This is a genomic window from Burkholderia aenigmatica, assembly GCF_048627025.1.
In the GTDB taxonomy this organism is placed as follows: domain Bacteria; phylum Pseudomonadota; class Gammaproteobacteria; order Burkholderiales; family Burkholderiaceae; genus Burkholderia; species Burkholderia aenigmatica.
In genome coordinates this window covers 932,660-952,072 of sequence record NZ_CP184469.1, presented here as the reverse complement: position 1 = coordinate 952,072, position 19,413 = coordinate 932,660, and the positions used below count along the sequence as shown (strand labels likewise).

At 67.3% G+C, this 19,413-nt stretch carries 21 protein-coding genes; 7 read left to right on the top strand and 14 right to left on the bottom strand.

Going from position 1 to position 19,413, the window contains the following annotated elements; translation table 11 throughout:
* Positions 1-6 precede the first annotated feature (6 nt).
* From ACN8ZM_RS21390 to ACN8ZM_RS21375, 4 genes are all read right to left on the bottom strand, one after another.
* Entirely contained in the window at positions 7-357 is a 351-nt protein-coding gene (locus tag ACN8ZM_RS21390) for a VOC family protein (RefSeq protein ID WP_043177283.1), read from the bottom strand.
* 1 nt (position 358) lies between these two features.
* The gene (locus ACN8ZM_RS21385) at positions 359-535 is read right to left on the bottom strand and encodes a ribbon-helix-helix domain-containing protein (RefSeq protein ID WP_039344130.1); all 177 of its coding nucleotides are present in this window, start codon (positions 533-535) and stop codon (positions 359-361) included.
* 90 nt (positions 536-625) lie between these two features.
* On the bottom strand, positions 626-1,456 hold the full coding sequence (locus ACN8ZM_RS21380; protein WP_420212295.1) for an arylamine N-acetyltransferase family protein: 831 nt from the start codon (positions 1,454-1,456) through the stop codon (positions 626-628).
* 122 nt (positions 1,457-1,578) lie between these two features.
* Entirely contained in the window at positions 1,579-2,265 is a 687-nt protein-coding gene (locus ACN8ZM_RS21375; protein WP_205823465.1) for a hypothetical protein, read from the bottom strand.
* A gap of 379 nt (positions 2,266-2,644) precedes the next feature.
* Between ACN8ZM_RS21375 and ACN8ZM_RS21370 the strand changes: the two genes are divergently transcribed.
* Positions 2,645-2,884 (top strand): hypothetical protein, encoded by a 240-nt coding sequence (locus ACN8ZM_RS21370; RefSeq protein WP_420212294.1) that lies wholly within the window; start codon positions 2,645-2,647, stop codon positions 2,882-2,884.
* Here the strand turns inward: ACN8ZM_RS21370 and ACN8ZM_RS21365 are convergent.
* Positions 2,827-4,311: an amidase gene (locus ACN8ZM_RS21365; protein WP_043177289.1), complete on the bottom strand. Its 1,485-nt coding sequence runs from the start codon at positions 4,309-4,311 to the stop codon at positions 2,827-2,829. The genes ACN8ZM_RS21370 and ACN8ZM_RS21365 overlap by 58 nt on opposite strands.
* 367 nt (positions 4,312-4,678) lie before the next feature.
* Between ACN8ZM_RS21365 and ACN8ZM_RS21360 the strand changes: the two genes are divergently transcribed.
* The 3 genes from ACN8ZM_RS21360 to ACN8ZM_RS21350 all read left to right on the top strand — a co-directional run bounded on the left by ACN8ZM_RS21360 (position 4,679) and on the right by ACN8ZM_RS21350 (position 6,763).
* Positions 4,679-5,113: a universal stress protein gene (locus ACN8ZM_RS21360; RefSeq protein ID WP_043177291.1), complete on the top strand. Its 435-nt coding sequence runs from the start codon at positions 4,679-4,681 to the stop codon at positions 5,111-5,113.
* Positions 5,114-5,750: 637 nt separating this feature from the next.
* On the top strand, positions 5,751-5,999 hold the full coding sequence (locus tag ACN8ZM_RS21355) for an adhesin (protein WP_420212293.1): 249 nt from the start codon (positions 5,751-5,753) through the stop codon (positions 5,997-5,999).
* A gap of 290 nt (positions 6,000-6,289) precedes the next feature.
* A complete protein-coding gene (locus ACN8ZM_RS21350) occupies positions 6,290-6,763 on the top strand; it encodes a nuclear transport factor 2 family protein (protein WP_043177296.1) in 474 nt (157 codons plus the stop codon).
* Between the two features lie 9 nt (positions 6,764-6,772).
* On the opposite strand, the gene ACN8ZM_RS21345 is transcribed toward ACN8ZM_RS21350, so the two are convergent.
* Positions 6,773-7,528 (bottom strand): BPL-N domain-containing protein, encoded by a 756-nt coding sequence (locus ACN8ZM_RS21345; protein ID WP_420212292.1) that lies wholly within the window; start codon positions 7,526-7,528, stop codon positions 6,773-6,775.
* A gap of 607 nt (positions 7,529-8,135) precedes the next feature.
* Here ACN8ZM_RS21345 and acnB point away from each other — a divergent pair.
* Positions 8,136-10,721, top strand: coding sequence for a bifunctional aconitate hydratase 2/2-methylisocitrate dehydratase (gene acnB / locus ACN8ZM_RS21340; protein WP_043177301.1), 2,586 nt, complete (start codon positions 8,136-8,138; stop codon positions 10,719-10,721).
* Between the two features lie 119 nt (positions 10,722-10,840).
* On the opposite strand, the gene ACN8ZM_RS21335 is transcribed toward acnB, so the two are convergent.
* The 6 genes from ACN8ZM_RS21335 to ACN8ZM_RS21310 all read right to left on the bottom strand — a co-directional run bounded on the left by ACN8ZM_RS21335 (position 10,841) and on the right by ACN8ZM_RS21310 (position 15,706).
* Positions 10,841-11,353, bottom strand: a complete 513-nt coding sequence (locus ACN8ZM_RS21335) for a DUF4274 domain-containing protein (protein WP_420212291.1) — start codon at positions 11,351-11,353, stop codon at positions 10,841-10,843.
* A 77-nt stretch (positions 11,354-11,430) separates the two neighbouring features.
* Positions 11,431-11,844, bottom strand: a complete 414-nt coding sequence (locus tag ACN8ZM_RS21330) for a PPC domain-containing DNA-binding protein (protein WP_043177304.1) — start codon at positions 11,842-11,844, stop codon at positions 11,431-11,433.
* Between the two features lie 85 nt (positions 11,845-11,929).
* Positions 11,930-12,313, bottom strand: coding sequence for a hypothetical protein (locus tag ACN8ZM_RS21325; RefSeq protein ID WP_420212290.1), 384 nt, complete (start codon positions 12,311-12,313; stop codon positions 11,930-11,932).
* A gap of 267 nt (positions 12,314-12,580) precedes the next feature.
* Positions 12,581-13,603 (bottom strand): FAD-binding oxidoreductase, encoded by a 1,023-nt coding sequence (locus tag ACN8ZM_RS21320; RefSeq protein WP_420212289.1) that lies wholly within the window; start codon positions 13,601-13,603, stop codon positions 12,581-12,583.
* 13 nt (positions 13,604-13,616) lie between these two features.
* Positions 13,617-15,284: a hydroxylamine reductase gene (gene hcp, locus ACN8ZM_RS21315; protein ID WP_043177310.1), complete on the bottom strand. Its 1,668-nt coding sequence runs from the start codon at positions 15,282-15,284 to the stop codon at positions 13,617-13,619.
* 194 nt (positions 15,285-15,478) lie between these two features.
* Positions 15,479-15,706: a DUF3079 domain-containing protein gene (locus ACN8ZM_RS21310; protein ID WP_420212288.1), complete on the bottom strand. Its 228-nt coding sequence runs from the start codon at positions 15,704-15,706 to the stop codon at positions 15,479-15,481.
* A 177-nt stretch (positions 15,707-15,883) separates the two neighbouring features.
* Here ACN8ZM_RS21310 and ACN8ZM_RS21305 point away from each other — a divergent pair, with 177 nt between their 5' ends.
* Both ACN8ZM_RS21305 and ACN8ZM_RS21300 read left to right on the top strand, forming a co-directional pair.
* On the top strand, positions 15,884-16,810 hold the full coding sequence (locus tag ACN8ZM_RS21305) for an ADP-ribosylglycohydrolase family protein (protein WP_420212287.1): 927 nt from the start codon (positions 15,884-15,886) through the stop codon (positions 16,808-16,810).
* A 42-nt stretch (positions 16,811-16,852) separates the two neighbouring features.
* A complete protein-coding gene (locus ACN8ZM_RS21300; protein WP_420212286.1) occupies positions 16,853-17,245 on the top strand; it encodes a hypothetical protein in 393 nt (130 codons plus the stop codon).
* A 44-nt stretch (positions 17,246-17,289) separates the two neighbouring features.
* On the opposite strand, the gene ACN8ZM_RS21295 is transcribed toward ACN8ZM_RS21300, so the two are convergent.
* Positions 17,290-17,841 (bottom strand): GNAT family N-acetyltransferase, encoded by a 552-nt coding sequence (locus ACN8ZM_RS21295; RefSeq protein WP_420212285.1) that lies wholly within the window; start codon positions 17,839-17,841, stop codon positions 17,290-17,292.
* Between the two features lie 170 nt (positions 17,842-18,011).
* Positions 18,012-19,412, bottom strand: coding sequence for an MFS transporter (locus ACN8ZM_RS21290; protein WP_420212284.1), 1,401 nt, complete (start codon positions 19,410-19,412; stop codon positions 18,012-18,014).
* Position 19,413: the final 1 nt, after the last annotated feature.

Genomic DNA, 19,413 nt, shown 5'->3' with positions numbered 1-19,413 from the left:
GCCGCCTCACGCGCCCTGCTTGCCCGGCGCCTGCAGGCGCCACACGCGGCCGTCCGGGTCGCGCACGGTCATGTCGCGCGTGCCCCAGTGGGTATCCTCGAACGGCGTGACGACGTCGACGATCGGCTGCGGCTGCACCGCCTGTTCATCCGGCACCTTGAGCACGACCTGCATGTCCGGCGTCTCGCCCGGCGGGACTTCGGCGATGAACAGAAAGGGGCCGTCGCCGCTACGCAGCTGGCCCGAGTGGTGATCGGTTTCGAACTCCAGCGTGAAGCCCAGCGCCTGGAAGAATTTCGCCGACTTGCCCCAGTTGTGCGTCGTCAGGTACACCGCTTCGATTCGCTCGGATGACATGTCACTCCTCCTTGGTGGATGGCCCCGCGCCCGGCGGCGGCGCGGCCAGGTACGCGCGCAATGCATCGGCCACCAGCGCGGACAGCGATTGCTCCGTTTCAATGGCGCGATGCTTGACCTGCCGGATCAGGCTGAGCGGCAGGTACACGTTGAATTGCTTCACTTCTTCGTCGGTCATGGCGCTAGTATGCTAGCAATCTAGCAAATGTCAATCGCAGCCGCGGCCCGTGTTTGCGGGCCGCCGTTGGCTATCGATCGTGAGTCCGGGTTACGTCGCGGCGCGCGCCGCCAGCCGCGCGAACAACGCGTCGAGATCGAATCCCGTGGTGTCGATGCCGATCGTGTCGCGCAGGCACGCGCCCCAGGCGGCCGCATCGTCGAACGTGGCGGTGCGCCCGACGCCCGCCGCGTCGCGGATCGTCAGCGTGGTGTTGCGCAGCGCGGCACGGCCGTCCGGCAGCACGCGGCAGGCAATCAGGTTATGCAGGAAGATCGATTCGGGATAGGTCGACGTGAACCAGTTCGCGGCGTCGTAATCGATCCACTCGACCCGCTTCGGCTGGAAGCGGTAGGTGGTCTGCCAGCCTTCGGGCGTCTCGATCTGCATGTCGAATTCACCGTCGACCGGCGCGGCGACGACCCGGAACGCGCCGTGCGGCGTCAGTTGCCGCTCGTCCGGCACGAAACGCAGCGGCGCAGTCAGCGTCGCGCTGCCGAAGCCGATGTCCGCGAGCCACGCCGCGCCGTCGAGATCGATGCGCAGCAGCATGTGCGTATGCGCGGTGGCGACTTCCGGCGGCAGCATCCAGCGCACGCGCGCGATCATCGGCGTCACGCGAAAGCCGATCGTCGTGAGCGCGGTGTAGAACAGCTTGTTGAGTTCGAAGCAGTAGCCGCCACGGCGATGCGCGAGCACCTTGTCGACGATCGACGGCAGGTCGAGCGCGACGCGCGCACCGGTCAGCGGATTGAGGTTTTCGAACGGAATCGCCTGCGGGTGCAGCAGATGCAGCCGCCGCAGCACATCGAGCGTCGGCTCGACCGGGCCGTCGTAGCCGATGCGGGAGAAATAGCGCGAGAGGTCGAACGAGTCTGTCATGAACCTGCACCGAAAAAAGGGACACGCCACGATAGCATCGCGCGGAATCCCCATGTTGGGCGGGGCGATCTTCGTCGTCGCGCGCGATGCCGGCACCGCATCGCGCGCAGCCCCGCGCAACGTTACGGCAGCAGCTTCAGCGCGGACGAGGCGACCGATGGCACCGAAATGCCCTGGCTCGTCGCGAACTGCACGGCCTGGCTGAGCGTCGCCGCGAGCGACTGCAACTGGCCCGGCGCGCTTTGCGCGATATACGACGCAGCCTGCATGTTCTGCGGATTCAGGCCCGACTGCAACAGCGACGCCGCGCTCGTCGAACCGAGATTGCCGAGCCCCGACTGCAGCTGCGAATACTGCGTGAGCCCCTGCCCGAGCGACGCGAGGCCGTTGCTGAACGCCTGCTTGTCGATCGGCCCGTGCGTCGCGCCACCGCTCGCGAACGCCTGGCCAAGCGCCTGCGACACCGATTGCTGCGCGCCGCCCATCTGCGACAGCGCGGCCGGCGTCAGCGCATCGCCGCCGGCGAGCTGGCTCGCGGCCTGCTGCGCCTGCCCGGCCGCGCCGGTGAGCCCCATCGCCGACGCAAGCGAAGACTGGCCGGTCAGCACCTGCTGGTTCGCGCCGACATAGGCCTGCAGCAGTTGCCCGACACCGCCCTGCGCAGGCGCCGCCTGCTGCTGCCCGCCGCCGAGCAGCGATGCGCCGAGCGACTGCAGGTCGAGCTGTGCGTGTGCGGCGCCGCTTGCCAGCATGCCGAACGCGATGCCTGCCGAGGCCAGGTACCGGCCCGTCGCGCGAATCTGCTTCATGTGTTTTCCTCGTGCCCGAATTGTTGAGGCCGATATTGTCGAAGCGCGCCGCGCGCGGCCGCAACGACTGAAACACATCGAAACGAAATCGCGCGGCGCGGCCGCTTGCAATTCCGCGACCGACGTACGCGGCCGGGCGGATTCGTCCGCGTTTGCCGGGCCATATCGGGCGGGAGCTGAAATTCGTTCGCGAGCCGCGTCAATGGTGGCGTTGCCGGGTTTCGCAGACGATGCCGGAGGGGGCGGCCAGCCGTCGCGCGTGTCGCACTGCGCGTCGAATTCACCGTCGACCGGCACCGCGGCGACGCGGAACGTGCCGAGCAGCGTCTAATGACGTGACGCCACGCCGTCGCACAACACGCCCGTGCCCGTGCCTGGCGTGACCCGCGCCGTCGAACAACACGTTCGGGAATCAAAGCAAAACGGGCGGCTTGTCGCCGCCCGCTTCTCGATCTGCCATGCGCCCATCGGCTTCGGCTTCGGCTTCGGCTTCGGCTTCGGCTTCGGCTTCGGCTTCGGCTTCGGCTTCGGCTTCGGCTTCGGCTATCGGCCAGCGCAGCGTTACGCAGCCATCCACCCCGGCAACCGTCCGCCGACCAAATCAGCCGCCTGCTCATAGCCACGCGCAAGCTGCAACACCGCGAGATCGGCGCGCGGACGCCCGATCAGCTGCATCCCCATCGGCAGCCCCGCGTCGTTGAAGCCGACCGGCACGCTGATCACCGGGCAGCCGGCCAGCGTCCACGGCACGACCGTTTCCATCCAGCGGTGGTAGGTATCCATCGCGCGGCCCGCGATCTCCTTCGGCCAGCGCTGGTCGACGTCGAACGGGAACACCTGCGCGGTCGGCGCCGCGATGAAGTCGTAGCGGTCGAAGAAGCTCAGCACGGCCTGATGCCACGCGGTGCGCTCGACGCTCGCGTCGAACACGGCCGCACCCTGCATCGCGAGCAGCCCTTCGACCTCGTAGATCGCCTCGGGCTTCAGCAGCGCACGGCGCGCCGGGTCGCGATAGTGCGCCAGCAGGCCGCCGCCGGACAGCAGGTGCCGGTGCGTGAGCCACAGGCGCCAGATCCGGTCGGGCGCGAACGCCGGCAGCGCGGCATCGACGTCGCAGCCGATCTCGCGCAGCGTCGCCAGCCCCTGTTCGCACAACGCGAGCACGCCAGCCTCGGTCGCGAGATAGCCGTTCCAGTCGCCGACCCATGCGATGCGCTTGCCGCGCAGGTCGGTGTCGAGCGGCTGGGCGAACACGGCCGGATCCTCCGCAAGCGACAGCGGATCGTTGCGGTCGTAGCCGGCCTGGATCGCGAGCAGCTGCGCGACGTCGCCGACCGTACGGCCCATCGGCCCTTCGATGCCGAGCTGCTGCACGAACACGTCGACGCCCGGCCAGCGCGGCACGCGGCCCTGCGACGGGCGGAAGCCGTAGATGTTGCAGAACGCGGCCGGATTGCGCAGCGAACCGCCGAAATCGCTGCCGTCCGCCACCGGCAACATTCGCGACGCGAGCGCCGCCGCCGTGCCGCCGCTGCTGCCGCCCGCGCTCTTCGTCAGGTCATACGGGTTGCGCGTCGCGCCGTAGACTTCGTTGAACGTGTGCGAGCCGAGCCCGAACTCGGGCGTGTTGGTCTTGCCGATGAAGATCGCGCCGGCCGCGCGCATCCGCGCGACGCCCACGGAATCGGCCTGCGGCACGTTTTCGCGGAAGATCGGCGAGCCGTAGGTCGTCCGCAGCCCCTTCGTCATCGCCAGATCCTTCGGCGCCTGCGGCATCCCGTGCATCCAGCCGTGGTACTCGCCGCGCGCCAGCGCGGCATCCTTCTCCGCGGCTTCGGCGAGCAGCGCGTCGCGATCGCGCAGCGCGACGATCGCGTTGACCGCGCCGTTCACGCGCTCGACGTGATCGAGATACGCGCGCATCGTCTCGACGCACGACACGGCCTTGCCGCGGATCGCCGACGCGAGCTCGCCCGCCGACAGGCGCACGATCGGATCGACGGGGATGGAAGCGGGAGCGAGAAGCTGCGGGGCGCCGTGCGGCATGCGGAGTCTCCTGGAATCGGAATGGAATGGCGGGCCGCGTGGCGGCGGTCGCTCCCGAACCGGCCGGGAGCGGCCGCGCCGCGGCCGATGCACTACTCTACGCGACGCCGGATCGGCAACCTCCGATATTTTCCGCCGCGATTCATTGCGGTTTCGACTGAATCGGGGCGGCGGGCCACGCGTCGCGCACACCGGCCCCGCCGATGAAATCGTTTATGCGCATAAACTTAAATTTCTTATATTTCTATTAGGTGCGGCACGAGGCCGCGCGCGTTAACGACATTTTTACGCGCTCGCCCGCTCTCTTTAGATTGTTCGGCCCGGCGGCGCGCTACGCTGGAATCATCTCGTTCCCTGGACAATATTCATGCTCAAGCTGCTGGTTCCGGTCGGCCACTCTCCACGATCGCTTCAGGCGGTTCGCCATGCGACCTTCCTGTATCGCGAACGTTGCGCGTCGGAGATCGTCCTGATCAACGTTCAGGCACCGCTCGAATCGACGCGGCTCGAGGCCTACCATCCGCTGTCGCGGTTGCGTTCGATCGAGGAGAAGTTCGCGTCCGACGATCTGGCCATGGCCGAGCGGATCCTGCAGGAAGCCGGCGTCAAGTACAGCGTCGTGATGAAGGTGGGCCCGGTAGCCGATACGATCGCGGCCGTGGCAGCGGAGACAGGATGCGACGAGATCGTGGTCGTCGCGCCGCGTCACGACCCGTTGCATGCGCTGATGTCGGTGTTCCGCCGCAGCGTGATGAGCCAGCTGGTGCGGATTTCGAATGTGCCGGTAACCGCCGTGCAATGACGGCGATGACGCGCGGCGACGCGTCGACGGGCGTTCGCTGACGGGCCACAGGCCAGCACCCGCGACGGACGAACGAGCCGTGCGACACATGTGCGCGTTGCCGCCCGCACGCGCACCGGCCTTCACGCAGCGCTCAATCGATGACCTTGCGCCAGAACACGAAATAGGCAGCTGCCGACGATGCAACGAGCAGAATGGCCCACATCGGGGCGAGGCTGATCAGGACAGAAGAGACGTTAAGCATTTGGATTCCTCACTATTTCGATAGCGACATTCAACACGCACCTGCTTGCCGGAACCGATGCGTTCGTCCGCGATCGCGTTCCGTCAAATCATGCATTCATGCTATCGCTTTGAACGGCCGCGCGACCGCCCCGTCCCGCCCGTACCCTGACATTCGTCAAACTCGCGCGAATCGCGTGCCTGTCGCGCTGAAAACCGTCGCGCGAATGCCGCGCCGCACGTCCGGCTTCGCCTGCCAGCGGCGTTGAAGCCGCGCCCTCCTTCCGCACGCAAAGCACGAAAAACGGGACAAGATCACCGCGCTTCCCCCGTTTCAGCAGACGTTTACCGGGGGAACCCCCAAGTGCTTCGTCGAACCGGTCCGCGTTACGCTTGAGCGACGAGGAGACGAACCATGAGACGAGCCGTACATATCGCTGTTTTCGCGCTGCTGGCGTATCTCATTGGCGATCGCGCGATCCTGCATGCGCAGGGCCGCGACACCAGCCCGCTTGCGTGCGAACAGGGCGCCGCGCAGGTGAAGATCGACGCGCTCGGCCGCGGCTTCGGCGAAGCGGCCGCCGGCAGCCAGAGCGAGGCATTCATGTCGGGCTGCCTGGTGACGGGGCGCGGCAACCAGGACGTCGCGCTGGCGAACCGCTGACGTACGTCGGTTGACACGCTGGTCGCACCTGGGTCACGACGGCTGAACCGGCGCCACGTGCGCCCGCATCCCTTCCCGCTTTGTTCGACCGAAGTCGCGACGCATGTCACGGCCCGGACGGCGGTGCCGCCGAACGCCTACACGTGACCGGCATTGTCGCGGGGCGAACGCGTCGACGTCGGCTCGATCGGCGGATCCTTGCCGTCCAGCACGCCCCCGTCGATTGACCGGCGGAATTCCGGCCGCCGCGTCGCGGCTCCGCTTCATCCGCAGCAACACCCCATCCAGAGATGAACCATCCGCACACCGAGTTGATCCAGCGCTTCTACACGGCGTTCCAGCAGCGCGACATCGACGCCATGCTCGCCTGCTATGCCGATGACGTCGTCTTCAGCGATCCCGCCTTCGGCGAGTTGCGCGGCGACCTCGCACGCGACATGTGGCGCATGCTGGTCGCGCGGGCGCAGGACTTTTCCTTGACGTTCGGCGACGTCGACGCGGATCAACAGGCCGGGCGGGCCGAGTGGATCGCCCACTACCGGTTCACCGCGACCGGCCGGATGGTGGTCAACCGGATCGACGCGCGGTTCCGGTTTCGCGACGGACTCATCGTCGAGCATCGCGACAGCTTCGACCTGTGGCGCTGGGCGCGTCAGGCGCTGGGACTGAAAGGCGCGCTGCTCGGCTGGACGCCTTTCGTGCAACGCGCGATCCGCGCGCAGGCGCGGAAAAATCTCGACGCGTATCGCGCCAAACGGAAATAGCACGCACCGTTATGGCTTCATCGTCGCATTGATCAGGTCGTAAGCCATGTCCGGCTGAATGCCGTCCGGATTCTTTAGACCGTACTCGCCGTACCAGCTTTCGTCCGCTTCGGGATGCGGGCCGACGAGCCCGACGCGGCCTTTGCCGTAGCGATAGGTCGCGGCCGCGATATCGCGGTTCGGATAGGTCGCCAGCACGACCGCGCCGGGAGCGGCCGGAAGCATCGCGCCGTCCTGGAAGTAGATCCAGCGCCTTTTCCCGCGCCATACCACCGGCGTCACCGTGTCCGCGATACCGTGGAGCGTCGAGCGCGGCCGGTCGACTTCGGTGTCGATCTCGCCGTCGACCAGCCCGAAACCCGGAGCACCCGCCAGGTAGGCGCCCATGCAGATGCCCAGATAGCGCCCGCCGTTCGACACGTATTGCCGCACGGCCTCGATCGAGCGCTTCCCGATGCTGGCCGCCGCGCCCGGGATGTCCTGCCCGCCGCCGGGCTGGACATACAGCGCGGCGCCCGCCAGGGCTGCGGGCGTGATCTTGAGTTTTTCCGCCGGCCCGACATAGATCACGCGGAACTTGTGTTCCGATTCCCGCAGGCGCTTCGCAATCGTTTCGGGGCAACCATCGCAGGCGGCCGGGCCGCGATAGACCAGCGCGACGGGACGGCTGGCGGAGCCGCGCGTTTCGTCGCCGGCCGCGGCCGCCTGCACGACCGACGAAGCGACGAGCGACACCACCACGAAAACCGATTCTCTGTATCGCATGCTGTTGATCGAAAGGACTGAGGGACGCGCGGCCGTTCAGGACGGGGCGATCAGCACGCACCGCTGCTCGCCTCGGCTTTTGAAACCTGATTGAAAGTCGCGCGAAATGGAGCGTAGGCGCGCGAAAGCGGCATGTGTGTACCGTTTCCTTGCGTGCTTGTGCAGATATGTGCGCCACGGCCCCGGCAACCGGGCTCCCGGGACTTCGTTACCGGTCGCGCCCCTCGCCGGCCGTCCCGAATAGCCCGCGCCTGTTCCGCATGACGGCATGCCTGATCCGACGGGAGCAGCCTGGCGCGAACGGACGATCCCGGATCGCAGTTGGCCACCCGGCCCCGCCGCCCGCGCACGTCCCGGCGACGGTCGGCACCACCCCGAATCCCTCGCCCGCGTTTACGCCCAGGCAAGCTCGCGAAACACGTCCGAAAAACCCAACCCCCTGTCCCATCGGGCTTTCCCGTGCCGCGGATCTCAACTCTTATATAAGACATAAGACATTTGACGTTACAGAGCATTGAGATTAGAATCCCGCTCAAAGCAGTGCCTGGAACAGCCCCGGAGTGCCGGCAAGGCCTTCCCCTCAAACGCAATATCAGCAGGTCTCCCCATGCTTGAAAACTTTCGTGCTCACGTGGCCGCCCGCGCCGCGCTCGGTATTCCTCCCCTGCCGCTGACGGCTCAGCAGACCGCCGAACTGGTGGAACTGCTGACGAACCCGCCCGCCGGCGAAGAGCAGACGCTGCTCGACCTGATCACCCATCGCGTGCCTGCCGGCGTCGACGAAGCCGCCCGCGTGAAGGCCGGCTTCCTGGCCGCCGTCGCCAAGGGTGAGACCGTCTGCCCGCTGATCTCGCGCGAACGCGCGACCGAACTGCTCGGCACGATGCTGGGCGGCTACAACATCCAGCCGCTGATCGAGCTGCTGTCCGATGAAGCCGTCGCTGCCGTGGCCGCCGACGCACTGAAGAAAACCCTGCTGATGTTCGACCAGTTCCATGACGTCAAGGAACTCGCCGACAAGGGCAACGCGCACGCGAAGGCCGTGCTGCAGAGCTGGGCCGACGCCGAATGGTTCACGAGCCGTCCGGAAGTGCCGCAAAGCCTGACCATCACCGTGTTCAAGGTGACGGGCGAAACCAACACCGACGACCTGTCGCCGGCCCCGGACGCCACCACCCGCCCGGACATCCCGATGCACGCGCTCGCGATGCTGAAGAACACCCGCCCGGGCATCACGCCGGAAGAAGACGGCAAGCGCGGCCCGGTCAAGTTCATCGAATCGCTGAAGGAAAAGGGTCACCTGGTCGCCTACGTGGGCGACGTGGTCGGCACCGGCTCCTCGCGCAAGTCGGCAACCAACTCGGTGCTGTGGTTCACGGGTGAAGACATCCCGTTCGTGCCGAACAAGCGCTTCGGCGGCGTGTGCCTCGGCGGCAAGATCGCCCCGATCTTCTACAACACGATGGAAGACGCCGGCGCACTGCCGATCGAACTCGACGTGTCGCAGATGGAAATGGGCGACGTGGTCGAACTGCGCCCGTACGAAGGCAAGGCGCTGAAGGACGGCAACGTCATCGCCGAATTCCAGGTCAAGTCCGACGTGCTGTTCGACGAAGTGCGCGCCGGCGGCCGCATTCCGCTGATCATCGGCCGCGGCCTGACCGCGAAGGCACGTGAAGCGCTCGGCCTCGCGCCGTCGACGCTGTTCCGCCTGCCGCACCAGCCGGCCGACAGCGGCAAGGGTTTCTCGCTCGCGCAGAAGATGGTCGGCCGCGCCTGCGGTCTGCCGGAAGGCCAGGGCGTGCGCCCGGGCACGTACTGCGAACCGAAGATGACCTCGGTCGGCTCGCAGGACACCACGGGCCCGATGACCCGCGACGAACTGAAGGATCTCGCGTGCCTCGGCTTCTCGGCCGATCTCGTGATGCAGTCGTTCTGCCACACCGCCGCTTATCCGAAGCCGGTCGACGTGAAGACGCACCAGACGCTGCCGAACTTCATCAGCACGCGTGGCGGTATCGCGCTGCGCCCGGGCGACGGCGTGATTCACTCGTGGCTGAACCGCATGCTGCTGCCCGACACCGTCGGCACCGGCGGCGATTCGCACACCCGCTTCCCGATCGGCATCAGCTTCCCGGCAGGTTCGGGCCTGGTCGCATTCGCGGCCGCCACCGGCACGATGCCGCTGGACATGCCGGAATCGGTGCTGGTCCGCTTCAAGGGCAAGATGCAGCCGGGCGTCACGCTGCGTGACCTCGTCAACGCGATCCCGCTGTACGCGATCAAGCAAGGCATGCTGACGGTCGCCAAGCAAGGCAAGAAGAACATCTTCTCGGGCCGTATCCTCGAAATCGAAGGCCTGCCCGACCTGAAGGTCGAGCAAGCGTTCGAGCTGTCGGATGCGTCGGCAGAGCGTTCGGCAGCCGGTTGCTCGGTGCACCTGAACAAGGAACCGATCATCGAATACCTCAACAGCAACATCACGCTGCTGAAGTGGATGATCGCGCAGGGCTACCAGGATCCGCGCAGCCTGCAGCGCCGTATCGAGGCGATGGAACAGTGGCTGGCCGACCCGCAACTGCTGTCGCCGGATGCCGACGCCGAGTACGCGGCCGTCATCGAGATCGACCTCGCCGACATCCACGAGCCGATCGTCGCCTGCCCGAACGATCCGGACGACGTGAAGACGCTGTCGGACGTCGCCGGCGCGAAGATCGACGAAGTGTTCATCGGCTCGTGCATGACCAACATCGGTCACTTCCGTGCCGCGTCGAAGCTGCTCGAAGGCAAGCGCGACATCCCGGTCAAGCTGTGGGTCGCGCCGCCGACCAAGATGGACCAGAAGCAGCTGACCGAAGAAGGCCACTACGGCGTATTCGGCACGGCTGGTGCGCGTACCGAAATGCCGGGCTGCTCGCTGTGCATGGGTAACCAGGCACAGGTGCGCGAAGGCGCGACGGTCATGTCGACGTCGACCCGCAACTTCCCGAACCGCCTGGGCAAGAACACGAACGTGTACCTCGGCTCGGCGGAACTGGCGGCGATCTGCTCGCGTCTGGGCAAGATCCCGACCAAGGAAGAGTACATGGCCGACATGGGCGTACTCAGCGCGAACGGCGACAAGATCTACAAGTACATGAACTTCGACCAGATCGAAGACTTCAAGGAAGTGGCCGACACCGTGCAGCTGTAAGCACGCGGAGCGGGCTGCGACGGGCGGTAGACGTCGCAGCACACCACGCCATGGCGTCGCAGGCTGAATGCCCGCGGCGCCATTTTTTTATCCGGCGCCGGAGGGGAGCGCCGGCCCGGTCACTCGTGAAGCGCGTAAAGCCGCTCGACCACGTCGAACGGCAAGCCTTCGTCGTACCCCTCCGCCTCGTCGAGATCGACATACTCGCGGCCGTCGGTCGGCTGCAGCATCAGCGCGGGCACCGGTCGCGCGACCGGGAGATCGGGATAGTCGTTCGGGCTCGCGCCTTCGTAGTCATGCGGATCGAACCAGATCCCGTGATCGGCGTAATAGCCGTCGGCATAACGCTGCTCGATTTCACGCACCAGCCGGAACCGGTCCAGTTGATACGACGCGTTGCCCAGGTCGCTTTCGTTCGCGTACTGCACGAACCACGCGGCACCGAGACTCCAGTAGATCAGCAGCGCGGTGGCGCGATCGATGTTGCGGTTGTCGAGCAGCCAGCGCAGCGCGCGGCTGTTACCGTCGTAATTGGAACGCGCGGCGAAGCGGTGCCATTGCTCGGGCGTCGCGCCCTCGAGCCAGGTGCGGACGATATCCCACGCCTTTTGTTCGATGTCGGAATCATCCATGGATGGCGGCCTCGCGGAACGGTGAATGGCGAAAAAAGCGTCGAATGACCGGCGATTCTAACGCCGCTTCGCGACCGTCACGCGCCCTCGCCGCCCGGCTGGCGGCGGATCACCAGTTCGTTGAAGCCGGTGTGCGGGTCGGGTTCGCGCGCAAAGCGATGCGCGGGCAGCACGGCAAGCAGGATCTCGGCGGTCGTGCGCACCACGCAGCCGCTGGCCACATGGCCGCCCGACACGCGGCCGACCACATCGGAAACGGACATGTGCAGGTGCGCGCCGTCCGGCGATACCGAGCCGGCCAGCGTCAGGATTTCGAGGTCGCCGCGCAGTTCGGTCGGCACGTCGGCCCCGGCAAAGCGCAACTGCGCGACGCTCAGGCTGCCGATGCCCTGGATCACGAATGCCGCGTGCGCGTCGTGCTGACGCAATGCGTGCTCGATCGACGCGCGCAGGTCGTCGCCGGGAGAAAGACGCAGAGGGTGGGCTTGCATGGTCGTGATCCTGTTCGGGGCCGGGATGTCGACCAAGGGTAAGTTCGTGCCGGCAATCCGGCAAGCCCGCCAGTCGCCTGCCCGGTCAGAGATCGAGCCGCAGGCACTCGAATTCGACCGCGCCGTCGCATGGCAACTCGCCCACGTCGAGCGTGAAGCCGACCACGTCGATCAACCCCTGCTCCCGATCGATGACCCACCCGCATCCGCGGTAGCCGTACGGGTTCCCGGTTTTCCCGATCCATTGCCGGCTGGCCGCACGTCTTGCGTCGTCGGGCCAATCGTCGAGACAGGCCGCCCGGACCTCGCAGTCGACTGCCGACACCGGCGTTCGCACGATGTCGTCGACGCGCGCGTCGCCTCCGAACGAGAACACCGTGATCGCGTGTTCGCCGCACCGTAACGTCACCGCCGCGCACTCGCTGTCGGTTGAATATGGCGCGACGCGCGTCACCACCACCTGCTCCATGTCGTGACTCCATGCCCCGATGCCGCCGCCGTGTCGTCGGCCGCGCGGATTGCGCTCCGTCGTCCGTCGTCCGTCACCGACGCCGGTCCCGGGCGCAAGCATACCGCCAGCGACGCGCGCGCCCTCCGGACGAATGTGCGGCGACGCCGTGCGACGGCTTCGCGGCAACGGACCAGCAGGCCGCGCTGGCACGTTGCACAACGGGCGAGGCAGCCTTCCGCTGGCGCCGCAATACCCGCGGCGCACCATCGGTGCCGGATACAAGCATCACACGGTGAAACGCTCGCTCGCGAACTGCGCATCGGGCACGCCGGCCGTCATCGCCACGTCCCGTACCGCCTGCACGAGCGGGGGCGGTCCGCACACGTAGATGTCCGGTGGCGCGCCGCCCTGCGCGAGCGCCGCGCGCAACGCATCGACCGGCGTGCCACTCGACCCGGCCCACTCCCCGCCCGGCCGCCAGACGCACAGTTCGACGCGCAACTGCGGCAGGTCGGCTTGCAATCGAGCGAGTTCATCCAGCATGAACAGTTCGCTTTCCTGATTGACGCCGAAGAACAGCCGCGCGTCGACCATCTCCTGAAATTCAGCCATGCGCCGCAGCATCGACAGGATCGGCGCGAGCCCGGTGCCGCCCGCGACGAACCAGCGCGGCCGCAGGCTGTCCGCGAACAGCCCGAAGCCACCCATCGGCACGCGCACGGTCAGCGGATCGCCCGGCCGCGCCCGCTCGCGCAGGTAGGTCGAAAACCAGCCGCCCGGCCGCAGCCGGATCAGGAACTCGAGGCGGCCGTCCCAGTTGCTCGTGTTCGCGAGCGAATACGGGCGGCGCACACCGCTGCCCGGCACCTCGAGTTCCGCGAACTGGCCCGGCTCGAATTCCGCGGCCAAGCCGAACGCGTCGTCGGGCTCGACCTGCAGCTCGACGCGCATCGTGTCGGCCGCGATCGTCTCGAGCGCCGCGATCCGCGCGGTGCGCACGGGCACCGGATGCAGCAGCACCTTGGTGCGGTCGTACGGCGCGGCGACCCGCAGATCGCCGCGCGGCCGGGTCCGGCACAGCAGGACCGCGCCGCGCTGGCCGGCCGGCAGCACGCCGGCACTGTCGGTCGACGTCTCGTACGCGCCGTCGACGACGGTCGCCTGGCACGCGCCGCAGCTTCCGCGCCGGCATTGCGACGGCAGCGTGATATCGGCCTCGGCCGCTGCCGACAGCAGATCCTGCCCGGCGTCGCAGCCGAAGCCGAAGCGCTCGCCGTCGCGTGTCGTGATCTCGATGCGATAAGTCATCAAACGATCCCGCTCAAGCGGCCTGGCGCGCCAGCGACGCGGCCAGGTCGGTACCGGCGTCGCCGATCGGCTGGATGCCGAACTGCTCGACCAGCACCGCCAGCACGCCCGGCGTCACGAAGGCCGGCAGCGTCGGCCCGAGGCGGATGTTGCGCAGGCCGAGCGCGAGCAGCGTCAGCAGCACGGCCGCCGCCTTTTGCTCGAACCACGAGATCACGAGCGACAGCGGCAGGTCGTTCACGCCGCATTCGAACGCATCGGCGAGCGCCGTCGCGATCCGGATCGCCGAGTAGCTGTCGTTGCACTGCCCGAGGTCGAGCAGGCGCGGAATGCCGCCGATATCGCCGAACGCGTGCCGGTTGAACCGGTACTTGTTGCAGCCGAGCGTCATCACGACCGTATCGTCGGGCGCCTGCTCCGCGAACTCGGTGTAGTAGTTGCGGCCCGGCGCCGCGCCGTCGCAGCCGCCGATCAGGAAGAAATGGCGGATCTGTCCGGCCTTGACCGCGTCGATGACCTTGTCCGCGACACCGAGCACCGCATGCCGGCCGAAGCCGACCGTGATCGTCTCCTCCGGCGCCGTGGCCGGGAACCCGGGCAGCGCCTGCGCGGCGCGAATCAGCGTCGAGAAATCGTGATGCTCGAGATGGCGCACGCCCGGCCAGCCGACCGGCCCCGTCGTGAAGATCCGCTGCCGGTATTGCGGCATCGGTTCGATGATGCAGTTGGACGTCATCAGGATCGGCCCCGGGAAATGCGCGAAGTCGCTCTGCTGATCCTGCCATGCGCCGCCGTAGTTGCCGGCCAGATGCGGAAACGCCTTCAGCACCGGATACGCATGAGCCGGCAGCATCTCGCCGTGCGTGTACACCTGGATGCCGGTGCCGGCCGTCTGTTCGAGCAGCGCGTGCAGATCGCCGAGATCGTGGCCCGACACGAGGATCGCCTTGCCCGCCACCGGCGACACGCGCACGGCCGTCGGTTGCTGCGCGCCGAAACGGCCGGTGTTCGCGCTGTCGAGCAGTTCCATGACCGTCAGGTTCAACCGGCCGAGGTCGAGTGCCTGCGCGAGCAGCGCGTTGACGTCGTCGGGGTCGCGCGCGAGAAACGCGAGCGCCGCTTCGATCCCCTCGTAGATGTCGTCGCGCTCGTAGCCGAGCACCCGCGCATGATGCGCGTACGCGCACACGCCCTTCAGCCCGTACAGCACCAGCGCGCGCAGGCCGACGATGTCCGCGCCCACCTTGTCGAGCCCGTGGTCCACGCCGACGCTCTTGGCCTGCTCCAGCAGCCCGGCCAGATCGTCCGCCGGCTGCCACATCGCCGGCCCGTGCTGCGCCGGGACGACCGTGCCCGCCGCCCGCGCGCTCGCATCACATGCGGCCTTCACGCGGTCGCGCATCTGCGCCGCTTCGCGCAACAGTGCGACGAAACGGGCCGCATGGAAGTTCACGTTGGTCAGCGTCGTGAACATCGCATACAACACGAACCGGTCGGCATCGCGATCCGGTGCGCCCATCGCACGCGCGATCGCGCCGTATTGCGCAATGCCCTTCACTGCATGGACCAGCAGGTCCTGCAGGTCCGCCGTCGTTGCATCCTTGCCGCAGTTGCCTTTCGCCGATGCACAGCCGGGCCGCGTGCCGGTCCGGTCAGTCTGTTCGCATTGATAGCAAAACACGGTGCTCTCCTTTCTCGATCATGGGGGCGCGGGTCGGCGCGAGCGACAGCGGAACACGGGTTCCTGGCTGCCGGGCATCCCGCCCGCTTCAAGATGCGTGTCTTATGCATCTTTTTTCATGATGTTTCGGCACGCGTTTCGCAACCGTGATGCAGATCAAGAAACCGGATGCGCGCAGGTGAGGCAACTTGTCGCTATGACTGCCCGCCGGCTTCGGTCGCGGGTTCATGTGCGTTGTCGGCATCCGCGCCTTCGATGCCCCAGTCGCCGTATCGATACCAGTCGTCACCGAGCAGCTCGCTCGGGTGCTGCGTACGGCTGGAGCCATTGCCGCAACGCATCGCGTGTGTCGGGCAGTAGTTGTCGCATCCCCAGCAGATCCGCTCCGGATGCATGGGATGCAGCGGAAATTTCTTGGCCATGATCGTGTCTTCCCGGTGTCGTTTCATCCGCTACCGTTCGACTCTAGTTCACCGGCACACACGGGCCATGCGGCATTCGTTCGCACCGGCGGCATGGCATCGGCTAGGTACGCGCGCACGATTGGTCTAGGCTGCACGGTATTCCGCGGCGCGAGCCGCCAACCCGATCCCTGTCCGATGACCACCACTCCGAACCGACGATCCCGCCTGCGCGGCGGCCTGCTGGGCCTGCTGATCGGCGACGCGCTGGGCGTGCCGTATGAATTCCACGACGCCGAGTCGATTCCGCCGCCCGCCGCGATCGACATGACGCCGCCGCCCGGCTTTGCGCGCGCCCACACCGGCGTGCCGCCCGGCACCTGGAGCGACGACGGCGCGCAGGCGCTCGCGCTGCTCGACGCGCTGTCGGACAACCGCGACCTGAATCTCGACACGTTCGCGCGCAACCTGCAGGACTGGTTTCATCGCGGCGCCTTCACGCCCGACGGCCGCGTGTTCGACGTCGGCCTGCAGACGCAGCGTGCATTCCACGCGCTGGCGGCCGGCGCGGCGCCAGCCGTTGCCGGCCCGAACGGCGAGCGTGACAACGGCAACGGTTCGCTGATGCGCTGCTTTCCGGTGGTCATGGTCGCCGCATCGCGCGACGAAGCGATCCGGCTCGCGTGCAAGCAGAGCGTCGTCACGCACGGCCACGTGCGCTCGCAACTGTGCTGTGCGCTCTATGGCCTGACGGCATGGGGCATCGTCGAAGGCCAGCCCGCGCCCGATGCGGTGCGCGCGGCCGAAGACGAGCTGCTGGCGCGCTACGCGGGCACCGCCGACGAGAGCGAACTGAAGATCGTGCTCGATGGCCGCTTCGATGCGCCGCAAGGATCCGGTTACGTGGTCGACAGCTTCTGGTCGTCGATCCATTGCCTGCTGTCGACGGGCAGCTACGAAGACTGCGTGAAGCGCGCGATCGCACTCGGCAACGACACGGATACGACGGCAGCCATCGCCGGCAGCCTCGCCGGCGCGCTGTACGGCGAGCACGCGTTGCCCACCCGCTGGGTCGTGGCGCTGCGCGGGAAAGAACAGGTCGAGGGCTGGCTCGCGAAACCGTGAGCGTGCGAAGGGAATACGCGGCAGACAGCAGAAGGAGATCAGATGGGGCAGTACGCAGACGCAGACTGGTACAGACGAAGCGTGGCCGACTACCTCGCGCAGTACGGTGCGGTTCCGCCGCCGTGGATCATCGCGGCCGATTCGCATCCGTACAGCATGCGGTGGCGCATGGGCGGCGGCGAAACGTTCATGATGGTGTTTCAGGAATGGTGGGAACAGCACGCGTGGCACGAGCCCGAGCGCGTGACCTACTTCCTGAAATGGCCGCCTCCGCCGCGCTGGATTCCGTGGATGGCCGACGTGATCTGGGATCTCGAACCGTGGGAAGAGGACGGCGAATTCGACTACACGCGCTACTACGCGCAGCTCGAGCAGCTGGGATTCGGCGGCACCGCCGACGTGGAAGCCGACATGGAAGACAGCCGCTGGGATTGATACCACCGGGCCATCGCCGGCCCGGCCGCATCACACGTCACGCATCACGCGCGCCGGTCGCTCGCCAGCAACCCGTACAGCGCGCTGTCCGATACTTCGTCCCCGACGATCCAGCGTTCGCGCAGTAACCCTTCCCGCGCAAAGCCGAGCCGTTCGAGCAGCCGCGCCGATGCGGCGTTGCGCGGATCGATATCGGCTTCGAGCCGGTTCAGCCGCAACGTGCCGAACGCGTGATCGATCACGGCCGATGCCGCCTCGCGCATGTAACCGCCGCTCCAGTACTTGCGCCGCAGGCTGAAGCCGATCTCGGCGCGCCGGCATTGCTCGTTCGCATGGAACAGCACGCATTCGCCGAGCGCTTCGCCGGTTTCCCGCAGTTCGAGCACGCAGATCAGGTCCTGCCCGCCCGCGGCATTCTTCACGTTGCGCGCGACACGTTCGATCGCCTGTTCGATGTGCGTCATCGGCGAGAACGAGAAATAGCGCATCGCTTCCGCATCCGACCAGATCTCGAAGAAGGTGTGCGCATCGGCGTCGCGTAGCGGTCGCAGGACGAGGCGGGAGGTATCCAGCGTGACGGGTTCGAACAGAGGCATGGCGGCAGTCGGTCGAAAAACGGGATCGTGAATTAGAACACGCAAGCCGCAAATCGGCCTTCTCGCGCGTTCGCACGCTCCGCCGCACAGCAGCAACCCGATCGCCGCCAAACAAAAAGGCCCGGACATCGCCCGGGCCTCTTCACTGCAGCCGATACCGCCAGCCGCGCTTACGCTTCAAGCGCTTCGAGCACCTTCCCCTTCGTCTCGATCCCGACGAAGTGCACGGTCACCGCCGCGATCAGCGGCACGATGCCGATCAGGTAGAACGCCGGCGCGAGGTTGCCGCCGATGATCGCGTGCGGCACCACCATCGGCGCGACGAACGACGCGATCTTCAGCCACGCGCTGCCGAGCCCGCAGCCCGACGCGCGGATGCTCGTCGGATACTGCTCAGGCGTATAGACGTACGCGGTGATGAACCCCGAGGCCATCAACCCGAGCGACAGCGAGCAGAAGATCGAGACGACATACACCGACGACGCGTGATAGACGCCCGCGAACGCCAGCGACAGCGCGCACAGCACGAACGACCACACGATCACCGGCTTGCGGCCGAGCTTGTCGACGAGCAGCGCGGACGCCAGCGACCCGAGCACGCCCATCACCGAGCCGATCACCGCGAGGTTCAGCGCGAGCTGCAGCGGTGCGTGATAGAAGTTCTTGTAGATCGTCGGCAGCCACGTCGACAGCCCGTACTGGATGAACCCGCAGGTCGCCCACAACGTCGCCACCGCGAGCGTGCGCTTGCGATACGCGGCGCTGAACAGGTCGCTCATCTTGCGCTTCGGATGCTGGCGCACCATCTCGTCGAACGCGGCCGCCTGCGTGACCGGCGGCAGCTCGCCGCGCACCGACGCTTCGAACGCGCCGACCGCGCGCCCTGCTTCGGCCAGGCGCCCGCGCGACGCGAGCCAGCGCGGCGACTCCGGCACGATACGCGTGAGCACGAGCGACAGGATCAGCGGCAGCCCGCCGACGAAGTACATGATTTCCCAGCCGAAACGCGGCACGAGCCACGCGCCGAGCGCCATCGACACGAGCAGGCCGATCGGGAACACGATCTCGTACAGCAGCACGAAGCGGCCGCGGCCGTGTGCGCGCGTGATCTCGTTGATGTACGTCGCGGCGACCGGCAGCTCGCCGCCCAGGCCCAGGCCCTGCAGGATCCGCAGCAGCACGAAGATCTCGAAGGTCGGCGCGAAGCCGCACGCGATGCTGGTGATGCCGATCACGGCCGAGCTCCACGCGATCGCCTTCACGCGGCCGTGCTTCTCCGCCAGCGCCGGAAACAGGAAGGCGCCGATCAGCTGGCCGATCGCGCCGGATGCGATCAGCAGGCCGATCTGCGTCGGCGACAGCCCCCATTTGTGGATCAGCAGCGGCAGCGTCGCCGCGATCGTGATCACGTCGAAGCCGTCGAAGAACGTCGCGGCGCCGATCAGCACGCGCGCGCGGATCTGCATCGCGTTGGCCGGAAGCCGCTCGAGCCGCGCGATGATCGCGCCGGGCGTGGAGGCGGCAGCTTCCATCGTGGCGCGACCGGCCACGACGTTGTCGAAAGTGCTCATG